The sequence below is a fragment of the Pseudomonas sp. LAMO17WK12:I10 genome, from assembly GCF_900215185.1.
In the GTDB taxonomy this organism is placed as follows: domain Bacteria; phylum Pseudomonadota; class Gammaproteobacteria; order Pseudomonadales; family Pseudomonadaceae; genus Aquipseudomonas; species Aquipseudomonas chlororaphis.
Map to the genome: position 1 here is coordinate 108,330 of NZ_OBDX01000018.1, position 16,345 is coordinate 124,674.

General features: G+C 57.6%; 18 protein-coding genes. 12 read left to right on the forward strand and 6 right to left on the reverse strand.

The window, feature by feature from the left end; translation table 11 throughout:
• The first annotated feature begins 233 nt into the window (after positions 1-233).
• From CRO75_RS19720 to CRO75_RS19730, 3 genes are all read left to right on the forward strand, one after another.
• On the forward strand, positions 234-1,655 hold the full coding sequence (locus CRO75_RS19720; protein WP_097137614.1) for a transglycosylase SLT domain-containing protein: 1,422 nt from the start codon (positions 234-236) through the stop codon (positions 1,653-1,655).
• Between the two features lie 102 nt (positions 1,656-1,757).
• On the forward strand, positions 1,758-2,192 hold the full coding sequence (locus CRO75_RS19725) for a DoxX family protein (protein WP_007931371.1): 435 nt from the start codon (positions 1,758-1,760) through the stop codon (positions 2,190-2,192).
• Between the two features lie 257 nt (positions 2,193-2,449).
• On the forward strand, positions 2,450-2,758 hold the full coding sequence (locus tag CRO75_RS19730) for a hypothetical protein (RefSeq protein ID WP_097137657.1): 309 nt from the start codon (positions 2,450-2,452) through the stop codon (positions 2,756-2,758).
• 77 nt (positions 2,759-2,835) lie between these two features.
• On the opposite strand, the gene CRO75_RS19735 is transcribed toward CRO75_RS19730, so the two are convergent.
• Entirely contained in the window at positions 2,836-3,465 is a 630-nt protein-coding gene (locus CRO75_RS19735; RefSeq protein ID WP_007931372.1) for a response regulator transcription factor, read from the reverse strand.
• On the opposite strand from CRO75_RS19735, the gene CRO75_RS32595 reads away from it, so the two are divergent.
• From CRO75_RS32595 to greB, 3 genes are all read left to right on the forward strand, one after another.
• Positions 3,464-3,907: a hypothetical protein gene (locus CRO75_RS32595; protein WP_143503975.1), complete on the forward strand. Its 444-nt coding sequence runs from the start codon at positions 3,464-3,466 to the stop codon at positions 3,905-3,907. The genes CRO75_RS19735 and CRO75_RS32595 overlap by 2 nt on opposite strands.
• Positions 3,908-4,093: 186 nt before the next feature.
• Positions 4,094-5,836, forward strand: a complete 1,743-nt coding sequence (locus CRO75_RS19740) for a hypothetical protein (protein WP_097137616.1) — start codon at positions 4,094-4,096, stop codon at positions 5,834-5,836.
• A gap of 376 nt (positions 5,837-6,212) precedes the next feature.
• A complete protein-coding gene (greB, locus tag CRO75_RS19745; protein ID WP_009044968.1) occupies positions 6,213-6,686 on the forward strand; it encodes a transcription elongation factor GreB in 474 nt (157 codons plus the stop codon).
• 16 nt (positions 6,687-6,702) lie between these two features.
• Here greB and CRO75_RS19750 read toward each other — a convergent pair whose 3' ends face one another.
• A complete protein-coding gene (locus CRO75_RS19750; protein WP_097137618.1) occupies positions 6,703-9,207 on the reverse strand; it encodes an ABC transporter permease in 2,505 nt (834 codons plus the stop codon).
• Positions 9,207-9,890 carry an ABC transporter ATP-binding protein gene (locus CRO75_RS19755; RefSeq protein ID WP_007931376.1) on the reverse strand — a complete coding sequence of 228 codons (684 nt, stop codon included), beginning with the start codon at positions 9,888-9,890 and terminating at the stop codon, positions 9,207-9,209. Before CRO75_RS19755 ends, CRO75_RS19750 begins: the two co-directional genes overlap by 1 nt.
• Positions 9,891-9,900: 10 nt before the next feature.
• Here CRO75_RS19755 and CRO75_RS19760 point away from each other — a divergent pair, with 10 nt between their 5' ends.
• The 3 genes from CRO75_RS19760 to CRO75_RS19770 all read left to right on the forward strand — a co-directional run bounded on the left by CRO75_RS19760 (position 9,901) and on the right by CRO75_RS19770 (position 11,940).
• Positions 9,901-10,506: an arylesterase gene (locus CRO75_RS19760; protein ID WP_009044965.1), complete on the forward strand. Its 606-nt coding sequence runs from the start codon at positions 9,901-9,903 to the stop codon at positions 10,504-10,506.
• 56 nt (positions 10,507-10,562) lie between these two features.
• Complete coding sequence (locus CRO75_RS19765) at positions 10,563-10,856, forward strand: hypothetical protein (protein ID WP_007931378.1); 294 nt, start codon at positions 10,563-10,565, stop codon at positions 10,854-10,856.
• 115 nt (positions 10,857-10,971) lie between these two features.
• Positions 10,972-11,940, forward strand: coding sequence for a L,D-transpeptidase family protein (locus CRO75_RS19770; protein WP_097137619.1), 969 nt, complete (start codon positions 10,972-10,974; stop codon positions 11,938-11,940).
• A 126-nt stretch (positions 11,941-12,066) separates the two neighbouring features.
• Here the strand turns inward: CRO75_RS19770 and oprI are convergent, their stop codons facing one another.
• The gene (gene oprI / locus CRO75_RS19775) at positions 12,067-12,318 is read right to left on the reverse strand and encodes an outer membrane lipoprotei OprI (RefSeq protein ID WP_003448337.1); all 252 of its coding nucleotides are present in this window, start codon (positions 12,316-12,318) and stop codon (positions 12,067-12,069) included.
• A 676-nt stretch (positions 12,319-12,994) separates the two neighbouring features.
• Between oprI and CRO75_RS19780 the strand changes: the two genes are divergently transcribed.
• Entirely contained in the window at positions 12,995-13,276 is a 282-nt protein-coding gene (locus tag CRO75_RS19780; protein ID WP_007931380.1) for a GNAT family N-acetyltransferase, read from the forward strand.
• 60 nt (positions 13,277-13,336) lie between these two features.
• Here the strand turns inward: CRO75_RS19780 and CRO75_RS19785 are convergent, their stop codons facing one another.
• Together CRO75_RS19785 and CRO75_RS19790 are read right to left on the reverse strand one after the other, a co-directional pair.
• A complete protein-coding gene (locus tag CRO75_RS19785) occupies positions 13,337-14,413 on the reverse strand; it encodes a 3-deoxy-7-phosphoheptulonate synthase (protein WP_009044963.1) in 1,077 nt (358 codons plus the stop codon).
• Positions 14,414-14,544: 131 nt separating this feature from the next.
• Complete coding sequence (locus CRO75_RS19790) at positions 14,545-14,988, reverse strand: pilus assembly protein PilZ (RefSeq protein WP_009044962.1); 444 nt, start codon at positions 14,986-14,988, stop codon at positions 14,545-14,547.
• Here CRO75_RS19790 and CRO75_RS19795 point away from each other — a divergent pair.
• Positions 14,987-15,373: a thioredoxin gene (locus tag CRO75_RS19795; protein WP_097137621.1), complete on the forward strand. Its 387-nt coding sequence runs from the start codon at positions 14,987-14,989 to the stop codon at positions 15,371-15,373. The two genes, CRO75_RS19790 and CRO75_RS19795, sit on opposite strands and share 2 nt — an antisense overlap.
• Positions 15,373-16,329 (forward strand): putative 2-dehydropantoate 2-reductase, encoded by a 957-nt coding sequence (locus tag CRO75_RS19800; RefSeq protein WP_097137622.1) that lies wholly within the window; start codon positions 15,373-15,375, stop codon positions 16,327-16,329. The genes CRO75_RS19795 and CRO75_RS19800 overlap by 1 nt, the downstream gene beginning before the upstream one ends.
• Positions 16,330-16,345: the final 16 nt, after the last annotated feature.

Sequence of the window (16,345 nt, forward strand, 5' to 3'; positions counted from 1 at the left end):
GCTATCTCCGCCTGCGGCCGGAAAGCATATCAGAGCTGTAGATTTATAAGAAAAGCCAAGAACTACAACGAGTTGAAGCTGTCTCTTGATGCCGGAAGAAAGGCAGCGGTTGGTCTGCCAGCCGTGGTTGTGCCAGTCTTTCGCATCTTGTCAGCGCTCTAGGCGCTCTGTTTCTGTCGCCCGCGTTTTCGCCATTGCTCGAAAACTCGGACAGTATTCTTCCCGGAGAGCGGATGACGCGACCCTCGGTTTTGCTAGCGTTGTGCTGGTCGTTGCTGCTGCCCCTGCCGGCGGTAGCACGCTTGGCTGGCCCTCCGGAAGCGGCCGTAGCGGGCAAGGTCCGCGACCTGGCGGACATTCGCAGCAGCCGGGTCTTGCGCGTGCTGGTCAACCAGAGTCGCAATAGCTCCGGTGAAGTCCAGGGCCAGGCCATCGGTGTCGAATACCACCGTCTGCGCGCCTTTGAGCAGTACCTCAATGGTCACGCTCGTGACGGTCAGGAAATCAGTCTCAAGATCATTCCCAAAGCCAAGGATCAATTGCTCGGTGCGCTGCAGCGTGGCGAGGGGGATCTGGTCGCTCCGGGAGAGTTGTTGGAGGCGCTACCGGGGCAAGCGGTAAGCCCCAGTGAACCGGTCGCCAGCAACGTGCCGTTGCTGCTGGTGGGAATCAAGGGCGAGCGGCGCTACACCCGGCCTGAACAGCTCTCCGGCAAGACCCTGGCGCTGACCACAGGCAGTGCTGCCGGGGATGCGGTGAGCCAGATCAATCAGAGGCTGGCGCTGCATAAGCTGGCGCCGGTCAAGGTCGAGTGGGTCGATCCGAGCCTGGCAGTCGAAGATGTCCTGGAAATGGTCCAGGGCGGGATCTTTCACCTGACCATCGTCGAGAAGCCCATTGCCGAGCGCTGGGGCAAAGTCCTGCCGAAGCTGCGTTTTGATCGGCAACTGGTCATCAGCGAGCCTGGCGAGGAGCACTGGTTCGTGCGGCGGGACGCCTCGATGCTGCGGGCGAGCATCGATCGTTTCCTGAAGGTCTATAAGGCTCCGGCGGATCAGGATGTTGCGTTCTTGCGCATCTATCGACGCCTGTATCAGGTGCATAACCCTTTGACCCGGGCCGATCGCCAGCGCCTGGAAAAATTGCGCCCGGTATTACAGAAGCATGCCGATGCACAGAACATGGACTGGTTGAACCTGGCGGCGCTGGCTTTCAAGGAGTCGTCATTGCAGCCCTCTGCCAGGAGCGGCAGCGGCCCGACCGGCCTGATGCAGATCACCCCGTCAGCCGCCCAGCGGGTAGGGGTCAATAACATCCAGACCCTCGATAACAACGTGCTGGCCGGAGCCAAGTACCTGGCGTTGATCCGGCGCAAGTTCTTTTCCAGTCCCAAGCTCAACGAGCGCGAGCGTATGGCATTTGTCCTGGCGGCCTACAATATGGGGCCGGAGCGAGTGCAGGGTATGCGGACCGAAGCCCGGCGACGCGGGTTGAACCCCAATCAGTGGTTTTTCCAGGTCGAGCGCATTGCCATGGAACAGGTCGGAATGGGCGCCGTCAGCTATGTTAATAGCGTCAATAAATACTATTTGGCCTTTGACCGGGAACGCGAATCGTTGGAGCCGCAAGCGCGTAAGGTCGTCTCAAGGAAATAATCGATAAAGTTGATTGTTATCTTGCTATTTTTGCACTTTTAACATGAGATTTTGTGATTAATATAGCGACCCATTACCCAACACTACAAAGGACTACACAGCATGAGCACACTGATCAAAACCGTACTGAACACCCGTGCAGGCTACGGCCTGACCGTCCTGCGAGTTTTTGTCGGCATCATTTTCGCCGCTCATGGCGCGCAAAAGCTTTTCGGCCTGTTTGGCGGTTACGGATTGGCAGGTACGGCACAGTGGATGGAGAGCATCGGCCTGGCACCAGGACACCTGATGGCGCTGTTGGCGGGCGGTACCGAGTTCTTCGGCGGTCTGGCGCTGATTATCGGTCTGTTGGCACGTCCTGCCGCGTTGGGGTTGAGCTTCACCTTGCTGGTGGCGATTTTCTCCGTGCACATCAGCAATGGCCTGTTCATGGCGAACAATGGTTATGAGTTCGCCCTGGCTCTGCTCGGCGGCACCATTGCGGTTCTGATCGAAGGCGCAGGCAAATTGTCACTCGATGCGGCGATTGCCAAGTAACTTCCGGAAAACACCCAAGGCCCGCTTGTAGCGGGCCTTTTTTGTTGCTGATTTCGTTATTGGGGATTCTTGACACTACCCCGTCGGCTTCTCTAGGATTGTTGCCCATGCGCCGATTTAAACAGCTACTTGCGGGGCGCCAGGTGATTCGGAATATCACCGACAGAAGCTCTACCGGCTTCGAAATACCGCTAAAGCGCTGGTTCGGTGTTGCCTCTCACCTGCCCGGCAGAAAATTGAGGCAGAGACACGACACGATGAATGCACTCCACCCTCCTGTACGTCTTGCGCCAATCACGGCGAATCTTGTTCAGCGCAATCCAAAAATTCTTCTTGGCGGCACACACCAGCCGACATTGCTGCGTTATCTCGATGGCTGGCCACGTCGCAGCACAGGCCCTTCGGCCTTTCTCATCCAGTTCATCGAAGACGGCGAGTCCTTGGCACGTTTTGCCAACGACAGTTTTGACCTTGCGGTGATACAGGCCCCCAGTGCGGAAAATGCCGCCGAAGTCATCCAACATCTGACCCGCGTGGCTCGGCAGGGGCTGATCACCCGCAGGTAAGTACCGTAGGTGATCAATCCGGCTGTCGAGGTGGGTATTTCCTGAGGCTTCTTGAAGGCTCCATTGATATCGGGGCTTCAAACGACGGAGTTGCGTTTGGCCAGCTCCGCCAGTGCTACCAGATTGGAAACGTTGAACCGTTTTAGCAGCCTGACCTTGTAGGTACTCACCGTCTTGTGGCTGATCAGCAGTGCATCCGCGATTTTCTGATTATTCAGGCCGCTTGCCAGCAGTTTCAGGACGGTGATTTCCCGGTCGGTCAGTTGGGCAATCAAGACACTTTCCTGGCAGGCGGCGTTTGTATTCTGTTGCAAGGTGCTGATTGTATCCTCGGGGAAGTAGCTATACCCCGAGAGTATGGCTTTTACCGCATTAGCCAGTTCGTTCAGATTATCGTTCTTGCACAGAAAACCAGCCGCACCGGCCTGCAAACAGCGCAAGGCGAAGTTCTTGGAGTTGCTGGACGTCAGGACCAGTGTCTTTATCGGCAGTCCAGCGGACTTGATATGGGAGATAACGGAAAACCCGTCCAGGTTGGGTATGTTCAAGTCCAGGATGAGCAGGTCCGGAAGATGCTTGCGTACCAACTGGACAGCGTCCGCGCCATTATCGGCTTCGGCGACGATGTTGTGTTCATGAGGCTCCAGAACGGTTCTTATTGCGAGTCGAATCAACGGATGGTCGTCGACGATGATGATACTTCCCATGCAAGGCATCTCGATATTTAGGGGGAGGGTGCTTTTCGTATTTTATCCGAGCACTCTGAAAACTAAATCAGACGAATCTGATAGTTGTCATTGTGTGGCTAAGTTATGGTTTAGCCCCGTTTTGATCTGGCCAAGCCCTCCGCTCTCTATGCGTATTATTATCTTTAGACCGACCTCTCAGCTGAAAGGCTCTTGGTTATTCAACATGCTTTTACGTCTTGATCGTGTTATCTACTGGTTCGCTCCTTCTCTGTCTATGTTAATGGGGGTGGCTGGTATCGCGCTGTGTTTTTTTGGCTGGCAGCAACGATTAATATTGACAGGAGGGGCTGGAGTAGTATTGCTACTGCTGGCAGGAGGATTAATCATGCTATGGTCGAATTATGATTGGTGGTTGTTCAAGCTCAGCCCGCAGAGGGGGTTGAATATTCCTCTTAAGTGAGGTCGCAGTTGTCAATGCTATCGGTGATAGTAGGATAAATCGAAAGAATCGAGTTTTCTGGTAGTGAGTTGTCGGATAATTCCACCTGGAAAATAGGAGTTATCCAGTTGCTGGCATGTGTTGTTAGGAGGTACTTTTTACTCCGTGCTACATATTTTTAGATGCATAATGGAGTCTAAACCGGCGATGCTGCTACGAACTATTTCCATCAGAAACGCAGAGCAGGAAGTTCTGAACGGTGCGGTGCTCTGCAGTTTTGCAATTCCTATGCTGAGCCGCAATTTTCTTGCCTATAGCTTAAATGAGGGGGCTGAGGTCGGAGAGTCGCGAGTTTATTTGGCGATGCTAAATAAGGCAGGGCAGAGTTATTCGCTGAGCTCGATCGAGGCCGAAGAAGATTGGCGACAGGTTATTCAAGTCTTCAAGGAAATAGTCACCCATGCGAGCCTGCCTGAGGGGCGACAGCAAGGTGCTGGTGGTAGTGCTGATATTCCTTACCATCTGATTGACCTTAAGAATTGTGTGATACCGACAGGGAATCTATCGGATCATCGTTCACTCACCATCAAGAAAAATCTGGTGCTGAAGCTCATCTCGTCAGAGGCCTCGGTTGCCTGCCTGCCTGCAATTGACAGCGTTGAACTCGGAGTTCCTGAGTTCGATGTCTCTATTTCCATGGTTTCTCAAGATACTCCAGCGGCACAGACTGTCGCGGAGCACATGGATGAGGTTTCTGATTCGAATGAGCATCGCTCGCCAGGAGCCGTTGAGGATTTTGAAGGTGATGTATTCGATGGTGCTCCATCCGGATTTGCTCCGATTGGAGATCCAGAGGAACTCTCTCAAAAGCCAGGAAAAGTTGAGACTGATATAGAGAAGGTTCTTACTGATGCTTCATTATTTACCGAGAGTTTTCAATACGATATGACTGAAATGCCGACTACGAATGCCGAAAAACATGTCGACTCATCTGAAGTTGATGTTCCCTTGTCTGGCCATTTGACACCTGAGGTTATCGCTGACCCGTCTTCCAACTCGGAGACCGACATTGGGCGCCTCTCCCAAGGTATACAGAACACATTGGCTGGCTTGGCGGAAGTGGTTCGCGATTTGGCTTCGGAGGAAACGGTGAAATTGATCCAGAATGATGAGTACGACCTGTCGATATTTGACAGTGTTCCAACTTTGATGGATAGGCCGGTTCAGGCTACCGCAGATATCGATCAGTCCGCTCAAGTTGCTGGGGATGTAACACCGGATGAGGTGGCTGATTGCCCAATTCCCTTAGAGAGCTCATTGGATGAAACGCAGTTTCTGATGGCGACGCTTCCTGAGGCTGAAGCTGCACTTCAGGGGGCGGATACCGATCACCTACTTCTTGATGTGGAAAGCACTTTGTCTAATCTTGCACTTATGGCGCAGGAGTTGACACAGCAGAAGTTGATTGCGGTGAAACAACAGGAAGCTTTGGAGCTTTTGAAGGAACAGTTGCAAGAGCGAGAGCGTAAACTTCATGAAAAAGAAGAGCACCTGCGCCAGGTACAAAGTCAGCTTCAGCAAGAGAAAATCACGATCGATAAGTCCGCTGAGCATAATTCCCGAGTGATTGCGGAGCGCAGTGCTGCGCTTCAACAGCTGGCTGAAAGTGTAGAGTCCAGAGAGCGAAGTGTTGCCCGGCGCTCTGAACTAATGCAGCTTGAGCAGCAACGCCTTGATGAAATTTCCGCTAAGCAAAGTATCCGCGCAGCCGAACTGGAAAAGAGAGACGCCGGAATCCAGCAAAAAAATACAGAGCTGGTGGAAAGGTTGGCGCAGTTGTCCAGCACCCGTAAGAAGCTCAGCAATATTGTAAAAGGCTTCAATGAGACTGTGACCTTCAATAACAGCCTGCATAGCATATCCAGTACATTGCTCAGCGATGATGAGTAAAGCGCTTCTGCTAGAATTACAGTTCTCTTTTTTAGTGTATTGGGTATTTCAAAGCCGTATTTGGCCTGTGTGAAAAGGCGGAGAATGCAGTCAGACGGCGCAAGCTGGAGAGAACTGATGGGGTGTATCCGGTTTTAGATATGTGCATTCTGATGTGGATTCGCACGTGGTTTTGATGCCCCATTGACCAAGCGCGACCGCTTTTTCGTACAAAGCCCAAGCGGTAGTGTTATCGGCCTGTTCATTCTGGATAAGGCATCCCCGTGAAGAGGTGTGCTGCGGGTGGGTCTATCTCGCTTAGCATTGGTTCTCAAGGTCTCGATTCAACCATAATGCTGAACTGGCTCATAAGGCTCTGCATGGGGGATTTAACCAATTGAGTACCAAGCTCATTACGCAGGAAGGTTTCGAGGCTCTGAAAAACGAGCTGGATTACCTATGGCGGGAGAAGCGTCCGGATGTAACGCAGAAAGTCACTTGGGCGGCCTCCCTGGGGGATAGAAGTGAAAACGCCGATTATCAATACAACAAGAAGCTCCTGAGGGAAATTGATCGCCGGGTTCGCTACTTGCGCAAGCGACTCGAAGACATGAAGGTCGTGTCTTATTCGCCGGAACAGGAGGGCCGGGTTTTCTTCGGCGCCTGGGTCGATATCGAGAATGAAGAGGGTGAAACCAAGCGTTTCCGTATCGTCGGTTATGACGAGATATACGGGCAGAAGGATTACATCTCTATCGATTCGCCCATGGCCCGGGCGCTCTTGAAGAAAGAAGTTGGCGACGAGGCGATAGTGCAGACGCCCGGTGGAGAAATGTGCTGGTGGATCAATCAGATCGAATACGTGAAATGAACTGTCTGCGAGGGGCTTACCCCTCGCGCAGTACTGTCAGTGGGCTGGCATTCAATGCCCGGCGTGTCCCGTAGACACCGGCACCGCCGATCAGCAGGGCGCCGATAACAGGCAGGAGTAACAACCAGGGATGTGGGTGCCAGGGCAGGTCGAAGGCAAACCGATACAGCACCAGGCTCACCAGTTCCGATCCCAATGCGGCCAGTAGCCCGCTGACGGCTCCCAGCAGCCCGAACTCGATACGCCGGGCCTTGACCAGTAATTGTCGTTCCGCCCCCAGCGCCCGTAGCAGGGCGCCCTGACGAATACGCTCGTCCAGGGTGGCCTGCAGTCCGGAAAACAGCACGGCCATGCCGGCGGCGAGTACAAACAGCAGCACATATTCCACGGCCAGGGTGACCTGGGCCAGGATACTGCGCAGTTGTTCAAGCAGAGCCTCCACTTGCAGGATGGTCACTGCCGGAAACGCCCTGGACAACTCGACCACCTGCTGGTCATGACCCGTAGCCAGATAGAAGCTGGTCAGGTAAGTGGCGGGCAGATCCTGCAGCGTGCCCGGCTGAAAGATCATGAAGAAGTTGGGCTGGAAGTTGTCCCAGTTGATTTCCCGCAGGCTGGTCACCCTGGCCTCGCGATTGACCCCTGCGACGCTGAATGTCATCTGGTCGCCGAGTTTGAGTTTCAGGCTTTCGGCCACCTGGGCCTCGACCGAGACGCCAGGCAAATCCCCTTCGGGTTGTTGTACCCACCACGAACCGCTGGTGATCTTATTGCCCGCTGGCAGATCCGCGGCCCAGGTCAGACTCAAATCGCGCTGCACGGCGCGATCGCCACTGGAGTCCTTGCTGACGATTTCCCGGACCGGTTCGCCGTTGATGCTGATCAGCCGCCCTGGCACTACCGGATACAGCGGCGCGGAAGGGGCGGAAAGCGCCACCAGCTTGTCGATGAAAGCTTGTTTGTCCGCGGGCAGGATATTCAGCGCGAAATAGTTCGGTGCGTTCTTGGGCAACTGGTTTTGCCAGGTGTCGAGCAACTCTCCACGTAACAGCGCAATCAAGGCCATCGACAGCAGAATCAAGCCGAAGGCCAGGGATTGCCCGGCAGCGGCCAAAGGATGCCGCAGCAACTGGCCCAACCCCAGGCGCCATGGCAGCGACGCCTTGGCCAGCAAGCGACGCAGACTCTGCAGGGCCAGTAGCAGTAATCCGCCCAGAACCAGGGCGGCAATGACGCCGCCGCCGAGCAAGGCGAAGGTCAGCAGCAGATCCAGGCTCAGGCGCCACATGATCAGGCCCAGGGCCAGCAACGCGGCGCCATACACCATCCAGGTGCTTGGGGGGATCGGCAGCAGGTCACGGCGCAACACCCGCAAGGGTGGGACACGCCCCAGCGCCGCCAGTGGCGGCAAGGCGAAACCGCCAAGTGCCACCAGGCCGGTGCCGATACCGGCGACAGCGGGAAGCAGCCCACCAGGAGGCACATCGGTGGGTAGCAGGTCATGCAGCAGGTAAAACAGCCCAAGCTGGGCGAGCCAGCCGAGCAGTGCGCCGACGATGCTGGCCAGGATGCCGAGCAGGGCCAGTTGCAGGGTGAACAGCAGCATGGTTTCCCGGCGAGACAAGCCCAGGCAGCGCAGCAGCGCGCTGGCGTCGAAACGGCGGGAAGCGAAGCGCGCAGCGGACAGGGCAACCGCCACGCCTGCCAGCAGCACCGCCACCAGGCTGGCCATGTTCAAGTAGCGTTCGGCCTTGCCCAGGGCTCCGCCGATCTGGCGGTTGCCATCTCGGGCATCCTGCAAGCGCTGATTGGCCGCCAGGCCAGGCTTGATCAATTGGCGATAGGTTTCCAGGGCGCTTCCCGGACCGCGCCAGAGTTCTTTGTAACTGACCCGGCTGCCCGGTTGCACCACGCCGGTGGCGTTCAGGTCGCTCAGGTTGATCAGCACCCTGGGGGTCAGGCTATAGAAGTTGCCGGCGCGGTCCGGTTCGTAAGTCAGTACCCGGCTCAGGCGCAGGGTTTTCATCCCGACGTCGATGCTGTCGCCGATTTTCAGGTCCAGCGCGGTCAACAGTCGGGCTTCGACCCAGGCTTCACCCGGTTGCGGACCACCACCGGTTTCTTCCGTCGCGTAAGGGGCCGGGGCGCTTTTCAGTTCGCCGCGCAGCGGGTAGGCGTCGTCCGCGGCCTTGATGCTGGAAAGCTGGATGCCATTATCGGTGGCGATCACACTGGAGAACTCCACCACCTGCGCATGCTGCAGGCCCAGTTCCCGACCGCTCTGTATCTGTTCGGGCTGTGCCGGAGAGCTGCTTTCAAGCAACAGGTCCGCGCCGAGAAACTCCGTGGCGCGTAACAGCATCGCGCCGTTGAGGCGCGCACCGAAATAGCCGATGGCAGTGCTGGCGGCTACGGCCACCACCAGGGCGAAGAACAATACCCGCAGTTCTCCGGCGCGGGCGTCGCGCAGAAGTTGGCGAACGGCAAGGCTGAACAAGCGCAACAGCGGCAGGCGTGCCATCAAGGCTCCAGGGGGGCGACCAGCAGGCCGGCTTCGAGGCGGATCAGGCGCCGGCAACGATGGGCCAGGCGTTCATCGTGAGTGACCAGGACCAGCGTCGTGCCGCTTTCCTTGTTCAGGTCGAACAGCAGGTCGCTGATGCGCTCGCCGGTATGGCTGTCGAGGTTGCCGGTCGGCTCGTCGGCAAACAGCACGTCAGGTTCGGCGGCGAAGGCGCGGGCGATGGCCACCCGCTGTTGTTCGCCGCCGGAGAGCTGGCGAGGCGAGTGACTCAGGCGTTGCCCGAGCCCGACGCGCTGGAGCAGTTCGGTCGCACGCTCGCGGGCATCCCGGCGGCCGTCCAGCTCCATGGGCAACATGACGTTCTCCAGGGCATTGAGGCTGTCGAGCAGTTGGAACGACTGGAAGACGAAGCCCACATGCTCGGCGCGGATTCGGGCGCGCTGGTCTTCGTCCAATGTGCCGAGGCTGCGACCGGCCAGGGTGACCTCGCCGCTGCTGGGCAGGTCGAGCCCGGCCAGCAGGCCGAGCAGGGTGGATTTTCCGGAGCCGGAACTGCCGACGATGGCCAGGCTGTCGCCTTTGTTCAGTTCCAGGCTGAGTTCGTGCAGGATGGTCAGTTCACCTTCCGCGCTGGGAACCACTTTGCTAAGGTTCCGCGCAGTGAGAATGCTTGCGCCCATGGAGAATCCGATGCGTGTGTGGTTTTTGAGTGCTGGCCTGGCCTTGATGTGCATGGCCCAGAACGCAGCGGCGGGTACAGTCCTGATCGTTGGCGATAGTATCAGCGCGGCTTTCGGCCTGGATACCCGGCAGGGGTGGGTGGCACTGCTCGAGCAACGGCTCAAGAGCGAAGGTTTCAACGATAAGGTGGTCAATGCTTCCATCAGTGGAGACACCAGCGCAGGTGGCCAGGCGCGGCTGCCGGCGCTGCTTGCAGAGCACAAGCCGGAGCTGGTGATTCTCGAACTGGGCGGCAACGATGGCCTGCGTGGGCAACAGCCCACGCAATTGCAACAAAATCTTGCTTCGATGATCGACAGCTCCAAGGCCAGTGGTGCCAAGGTGCTGTTGCTTGGCATGCAGCTGCCACCCAATTACGGCGTGCGTTATACCCAGGCGTTTGCTGAGGTGTACAGCAAGCTCGCGAATGAAAAAAACGTAGCGCTGGTGCCATTTTTTCTGGAAGGGGTCGGCGGCAATCCCGAGCTGATGCAGGCCGATGGTATCCACCCTGCGGTCACCGCTCAGGGCAAGTTGCTGGAAAATGTCTGGCCGACGCTAAAACCGCTGCTTTGACGCTTTTCTACCGGCAGTGTTTCGGCTAATGTGGCGCCCCCGATTTGGAGCCCCCGATGCCGCGTCCCGCCTGGTCCCTGTTTGCCTACCAACTGATCGAGCCTGACGAGCAGCTCGACCTGTTCGCCTGCCAGGAAGTTCGGGTCCATCTGGTGACGCGTCAACTGGAGCTGGGCGGCTCTGCCGATCGTACCTTGTGCGGTACCTTGCTGCCCGCGCAACCGCGCTGGTCGAGTGTCGACCGGACCATTTTCCAGGACCAGCGCCTGTGTCCGTTGTGCCGGGCGATCCTCGAATCGCAAAAGCGCGGCACGCCACCGATCTGGCCAGAGTTGCGTTTCGAACTGTAAGGCAGCAAGTTCTCGCCCGGCTCCCTCCTTGCTGATGCAGCTGTCGCTCCCGCAGCCACGGGGGCGGGTGTACAATCACTTTTTTTACTCGTTGATCATGCGAAGGATTTTCCGGATGTTGCCGCGCTTTCCTGTCGTCACCCGTTGCCTGACGCTTGCCGCCTTCTGTGTGGCCGGCCCCGTTGCCGCATTGGAACTGCCTCTACCTCCACCGGGCGAAGATATCGTCGGTCAGGTACAGGTGATCAAGGCCAAGTACGAAGACACCTTTGCCGACCTGGGCACGACCTACGACCTGGGCTATTACGAGATGGTCGCGGCCAACCCGGGAGTGGATCCCTGGTTGCCGGGCGCGGGCACCGAAGTGGTGTTGCCGATGCGTTTCATCCTGCCGCCGGGACCTCGTGAAGGCATCGTGATCAACCTGGCTGAATATCGCCTGTACTACTACCCGAAAGGGCGGAACGTGGTGTACACCTTCCCCCTGGGTATCGGGCGGGAAGGCTGGGGGTCGCCGATCGCCCATACCAGCATTGTCGCGAAGACGCCGAACCCGACCTGGACTCCGCCAGCCTCGATCAAGGCCGAGCACGCCGCCGACGGTGACCCGCTGCCAAACGTGGTGCCGGCGGGGCCGGACAATCCGTTGGGGCCATTCAAGTTCACCCTGGGCACGCCGGGCTACCTGATCCACGGTTCGAACAAGAAGTTCGGGATCGGCATGCGCACCAGCCACGGCTGCTTCCGGATGTTCAACAACAACGTCCTGGAAATGGCGAGCATGGTGCCGGTGGGGACATCGGTGCGCATCCTCAACGATCCGTACAAGTTCGGTATCAGCGCTGGCAAAGTTTATCTGGAGGCTCATACGCCGCTTGATGACAAGGGCAATCCGTCGGTCGTGGACAAACACACCGCGGTGATCAACGCCTTGCTCAAGCGTGAAGACCTGGCCAATAACTTGCGGATGAACTGGGATGTGGTGCGCGACGTGGTGGCGGCCGAAGATGGTTTACCGGTAGAGATCGCCGTACCGACCACCGCGCCCGTAGTATCGGCGCTGCCTATCGATATGCAGCAGTAACGGCTGGAACAGCAACCCGTCGATGCTTTCGGGCGTCGACGGGTTTTTTATTGCCGCAAGAAAACCCGGGCAATAAAAAAGCCGACCCAATAAATGGGTCGGCTCGATAACAATCCCGAGGGATTATTACTTGCGGCTAGCTTTTTCCAGCATACGCAGAGCGCGCTCGTTAGCTTCGTCAGCAGTCTGTTGTGCTTTTTGAGCAGCAGCCAGAGCTTCATCAGCTTTACGGTAGGCTTCGTCTGCACGAGCCTGGGCACGAGCTGCTGCGTCTTCAGTTGCAGTCAGACGAGCTTCGGTTTCTTTGGATACGCTGCTGCAACCGGTAGCCAGAACTGCGGCCAGAGCCAGAGCAGAGAATTTCAGAACGTTGTTCATCGTGTTCCCCTTCAAGGACTTTCTATTAAGTAGCTATCTCATCCGAGTGATGAAATGGCCGGCGTACATACTACCCATTACTTGTAGTAAGTAAACTGACGTAGCGCAAGAAGCAAAAAAAATTCTAGGCGTTGAATCTTTTTCGAGCAACTTTTTATCGATCTGTATAAAAAATACGCAACCTTGTCACCCTGTCGGGAGGTTGCGCTTGTTAACCGTATCTGCCGTAGAGCCCCTTTGCACGGCGCTTGCGGAATGTAGGCTAAAGTCTATCTATATCGACTCGTCTACACTTTTGTGCAGAATCTGCGGGGCGCCTCACGCATCTTTGTCCATGTTGAGGTGACTTTAAATGGATGGGCTCGTCTTAAATCTCAACATCCGGCGATGTTCAGGTTGTTGATCATCAGACGGTTTGATCGAGCGTTTTGCATGTAGCTGGGAACAGGTCCGGGGACGCATCGACAGCAAACTGGCCTGATGCCAGTAGCTTGAACACAAGCGTCCCTTGAGCATTGATGCCAATGGTGCCTACTATTTGAAACGTGCTCGGTCATGCGAGAGCGGCAAGCTCTCCTCTCGGTGTCCAGACAGGCACGGGGTGGCGTAGTTGTTCCTTCGCCGGAAAAACATCGGTAAGGTAGGGGTCAGAATCCAAGACCCGCGAGGAGTAGTGATGAGCGAGGCGTTGTCCATCCACCATGACCAGGCTGGTCATCAATTCGAGACCAATGTGGACGGTCATCGTGCCTACCTGACCTATATGGACCTGGGTAAGCAGACCCTGGATATTTATCGGACGTTCGTGCCTAACGCGCTGCGCGGCCGTGGTATTGCTGCGGCACTGACCGAGCAGGCGTTGGAATATGCTGACCGCATGGGTTACACGGTAATTCCGTCGTGCTCATATGTGGAGCGCTATATGGAGCGCCATCAGCGCCACGCCGCGAAACTCTGAGCGGGGACACCAAAAAAAACGCCGGGCTTGGCCCGGCGTTTTTGTGTCTGCGATACGGGGTCAGGTACGAACCCGTTTTGGCAGGACATCCTTGAGCTTGGCATGCATGCTGCGCAAGGTTTTTTCGGTGCTTTCCCAATCGATGCAGGCATCGGTGATCGACACGCCGTACTGCAGTTCGGCCAGGTCCTTGGGAATGGCCTGGCAGCCCCAGTTCAGATGGCTTTCGACCATCAGGCCGATGATCGACTGGTTGCCTTCGAGAATCTGGTTGGCCACGTTCTCCATCACCAGCGGCTGCAAGGCTGGGTCCTTGTTGGAGTTGGCGTGACTGCAGTCGACCATGATGTTCGGCTTGATCTTCGCCTTGTTCAGCGCCTGCTCGCAGAGGGCGACGCTGACCGAATCATAGTTCGGCTTGCCATTGCCGCCGCGCAGAACCACGTGACCGTAGGCATTACCCTTGGTGGTGACGATGGATACACCGCCTTCCTGGTTGATGCCGAGGAAGCGGTGAGGGCTAGAAACCGATTGCAGGGCGTTGATGGCAACGGTCAGGCCGCCGTCGGTGCCGTTCTTGAAACCTACCGCCGAGGACAGGCCGGAAGCCATCTCGCGGTGGGTCTGGGATTCGGTGGTACGCGCACCAATCGCCGACCAGCTGATCAGGTCCTGCAGATATTGCGGGGAGATCGGGTCCAGCGCTTCGGTGGCGGTCGGCAGGCCCATCTCGGCCAGGTCCAGCAGCAGCTGGCGACCGATGTGCAGACCGTCCTGGATCTTGAACGAGTCGTCCAGGTACGGGTCGTTGATCAAGCCTTTCCAGCCAACGGTGGTCCGTGGTTTCTCGAAGTACACGCGCATCACCAGATAAAGGGTGTCGGAGACTTCGGCGGCCAGGACTTTCAGGCGCTCGGCATACTCGTGAGCAGCCTTGATGTCGTGGATCGAGCACGGGCCGATGACGACGAACAGACGGTGGTCGGTGCCGTCGAGAATATTGCGGATCACTTCGCGACCCTTGGTCACGGTGCGCAGGGCGGCGTCGCTCAGCGGGATGTCACGCTTGAGCTGGTCGGGAGTGATCAGGGTTTCGTTGGAGGCGACGTTAAGGTCGTTGATCGGTAAATCAGCCATCGTGTTACTCGTCAGGTCACGGGTGCCGGCCGCCAGCGATCCCCGCGCGGCGGTGCACAGCGGATTTAAGCGCGTCGGGGAGCCGAACCTTAGCGCGTTACACCGGGGCTCGACAATGGGCAGAGGCTGGTTTAATCCAGCGCTGGCTGCATAAAAGCCTGGTGAACCCGGTCATGGGAGAATTCGGCGGCGTGCTGTTCGACCCATTGCTGGGCCAGGGTTTCAATCTGTCGTTGCTCAGCCTGGGGCTCATGCAGGTGGCAGTAGTGGGCGATCTGGCACACCTGCTCACTCATTCGGGCATGGAACAGGGTCTGTTCGTCGATGAAGGCAATCCCCACCAGATAGCCATGCTTGCGTCGCAGGCACCAGGCCACATAGCCGTTGTAGCGGGCGTTTTCACCCAGAGTGGGGATGCAGATTTCCAGTGCGGTGCCGCAACGCCAGGCGCGGTGATAATTGCAGGCCATGCCGCCGAGGCTGATAGTGTGCAACCGTTGACGCGAAATGCATGCGTGCTCGCGTAAGGTCATCTCAACCGGAACATCGTCAGGATGAGGAATGAAACGTCCCATGAACGCAGACTCCGAGTGTCGGCTATGTGACATTGTTTCCCCCAGTATAGTGGTCGAATTGGAGCTGACTGATTTCGATATCGATCAGCGGTTGTTGGCGATGAGTGGTGTTTCACTGGTGATATTCACCAGCGCCGGCTGCGCCAGTTGTCGCTGGGCCCGGCAGCAGTTGCCCGGTTTCGATCTGCCGATCGAGCGGTTGTGCTGGATCGATGCGGGGAACAATGGCGGCGCGGTCGAGCGTTATCAGGTGTTTCACTTGCCGGCACTGTTCGTGGTGCGCGACGGTGAGTTTTATGGGGCCTTGCAGTCGCGCCTGACACCTGGCGAGCTCAGCGAGCGCCTGGCACAGGCGCAGAACCGAATTCCAGAGGAGTTGCCTTGATGGAAGCAGTCCACACGCCGCGAATCGGCATTATCGGTACCGGAGCGATCGGTGGTTTCTACGGGATGCTGCTGGCGCGAGCCGGCCTGGATGTGCATTTCCTGCTGCGCAGCGAATTCGCCGCGGTCACCGAGCGGGGGTTGCAACTGCATAGCGCGGTGCATGGCGAGCTGACCCTGAACCCGGTCCAGGCCTATGCCAGTGCCGAAGACATGCCGCCCTGCGATTGGCTGCTGGTGGGAGCCAAGACCACCAGCAACGTCGAACTGGCTCCGGCGATGCTTCGCGCGGCGGCTCCCGGCGCCAAGGTGCTGTTGCTGCAGAATGGCCTGGATGTGGAGGACGGCCTGCGCGACCTGCTTCCCGACTCGCTGCATCTGTTGGGCGGCCTGTGTTTTATCTGCGTGCACCGTGCCGGCCCCGGGGTGATCGAGCATCAGGCGCTGGGCGCGGTGAACCTGGGTTATCACAGTGGTCCGGCAGCGCAGGACGACTCGCAGCGCCAGGCGATAGTGGAAGAGGGGGCTGCGCTGTTCCGCAAGGCCGGTATCGGCTCCCAGGCCATGGCCAACCTGCAGCAGGCGCGCTGGCAGAAACTGGTGTGGAACGTGCCCTATAACGGTTTGTCGGTATTGCTCAACGCCAGCACCACGCCGCTGATGGCCGATGCCGACAGCCGCGAGCTGATTCAGGCCTTGATGCGTGAAGTGGTGCAAGGTGCCCTGGTCTGTGGTCACAGCATGCCGGACGGCTATGCTGAGCACTTGTTCAAGGTGACCGAAGGCATGCCGGACTATTGGCCAAGCATGTACCACGACTATCAGCACAAGCGAGCGCTGGAGCTGTCGGCCATCTATGCTGCGCCACTGGCCGCGGCCAAGGCGGCGGGGTGCGAACTGCCGAAAATGGAAGCCTTGTATCAGGCGTTGAGTTTTATCGACCGGCATAATGGTTGATCGCAGTATCGGGGGG

Excerpts from the sequence above, each read along its gene's own strand:
- CRO75_RS19790 (WP_009044962.1), bottom strand. The coding sequence starts at position 14,988 with ATGGGACGTTTCATTCCTCATCCTGACGATGTTCCGGTTGAGATGACC.
- CRO75_RS19735 (WP_007931372.1), bottom strand. The coding sequence starts at position 3,465 with ATGGGAAGTATCATCATCGTCGACGACCATCCGTTGATTCGACTCGCA.
- CRO75_RS19800 (WP_097137622.1), top strand. The coding sequence starts at position 15,373 with ATGGAAGCAGTCCACACGCCGCGAATCGGCATTATCGGTACCGGAGCG.
- CRO75_RS19785 (WP_009044963.1), bottom strand. The coding sequence starts at position 14,413 with ATGGCTGATTTACCGATCAACGACCTTAACGTCGCCTCCAACGAAACC.
- CRO75_RS19740 (WP_097137616.1), top strand. The coding sequence starts at position 4,094 with ATGCTGCTACGAACTATTTCCATCAGAAACGCAGAGCAGGAAGTTCTG.
- CRO75_RS19780 (WP_007931380.1), top strand. The coding sequence starts at position 12,995 with ATGAGCGAGGCGTTGTCCATCCACCATGACCAGGCTGGTCATCAATTC.
- CRO75_RS19765 (WP_007931378.1), top strand. The coding sequence starts at position 10,563 with ATGCCGCGTCCCGCCTGGTCCCTGTTTGCCTACCAACTGATCGAGCCT.
- CRO75_RS19770 (WP_097137619.1), top strand. The coding sequence starts at position 10,972 with ATGTTGCCGCGCTTTCCTGTCGTCACCCGTTGCCTGACGCTTGCCGCC.
- CRO75_RS19795 (WP_097137621.1), top strand. The coding sequence starts at position 14,987 with ATGAACGCAGACTCCGAGTGTCGGCTATGTGACATTGTTTCCCCCAGT.
- CRO75_RS19725 (WP_007931371.1), top strand. The coding sequence starts at position 1,758 with ATGAGCACACTGATCAAAACCGTACTGAACACCCGTGCAGGCTACGGC.
- CRO75_RS19720 (WP_097137614.1), top strand. The coding sequence starts at position 234 with ATGACGCGACCCTCGGTTTTGCTAGCGTTGTGCTGGTCGTTGCTGCTG.
- CRO75_RS19750 (WP_097137618.1), bottom strand. The coding sequence starts at position 9,207 with ATGGCACGCCTGCCGCTGTTGCGCTTGTTCAGCCTTGCCGTTCGCCAA.
- CRO75_RS19755 (WP_007931376.1), bottom strand. The coding sequence starts at position 9,890 with ATGGGCGCAAGCATTCTCACTGCGCGGAACCTTAGCAAAGTGGTTCCC.
- CRO75_RS32595 (WP_143503975.1), top strand. The coding sequence starts at position 3,464 with ATGCAAGGCATCTCGATATTTAGGGGGAGGGTGCTTTTCGTATTTTAT.
- CRO75_RS19730 (WP_097137657.1), top strand. The coding sequence starts at position 2,450 with ATGAATGCACTCCACCCTCCTGTACGTCTTGCGCCAATCACGGCGAAT.
- oprI (WP_003448337.1), bottom strand. The coding sequence starts at position 12,318 with ATGAACAACGTTCTGAAATTCTCTGCTCTGGCTCTGGCCGCAGTTCTG.
- CRO75_RS19760 (WP_009044965.1), top strand. The coding sequence starts at position 9,901 with ATGCGTGTGTGGTTTTTGAGTGCTGGCCTGGCCTTGATGTGCATGGCC.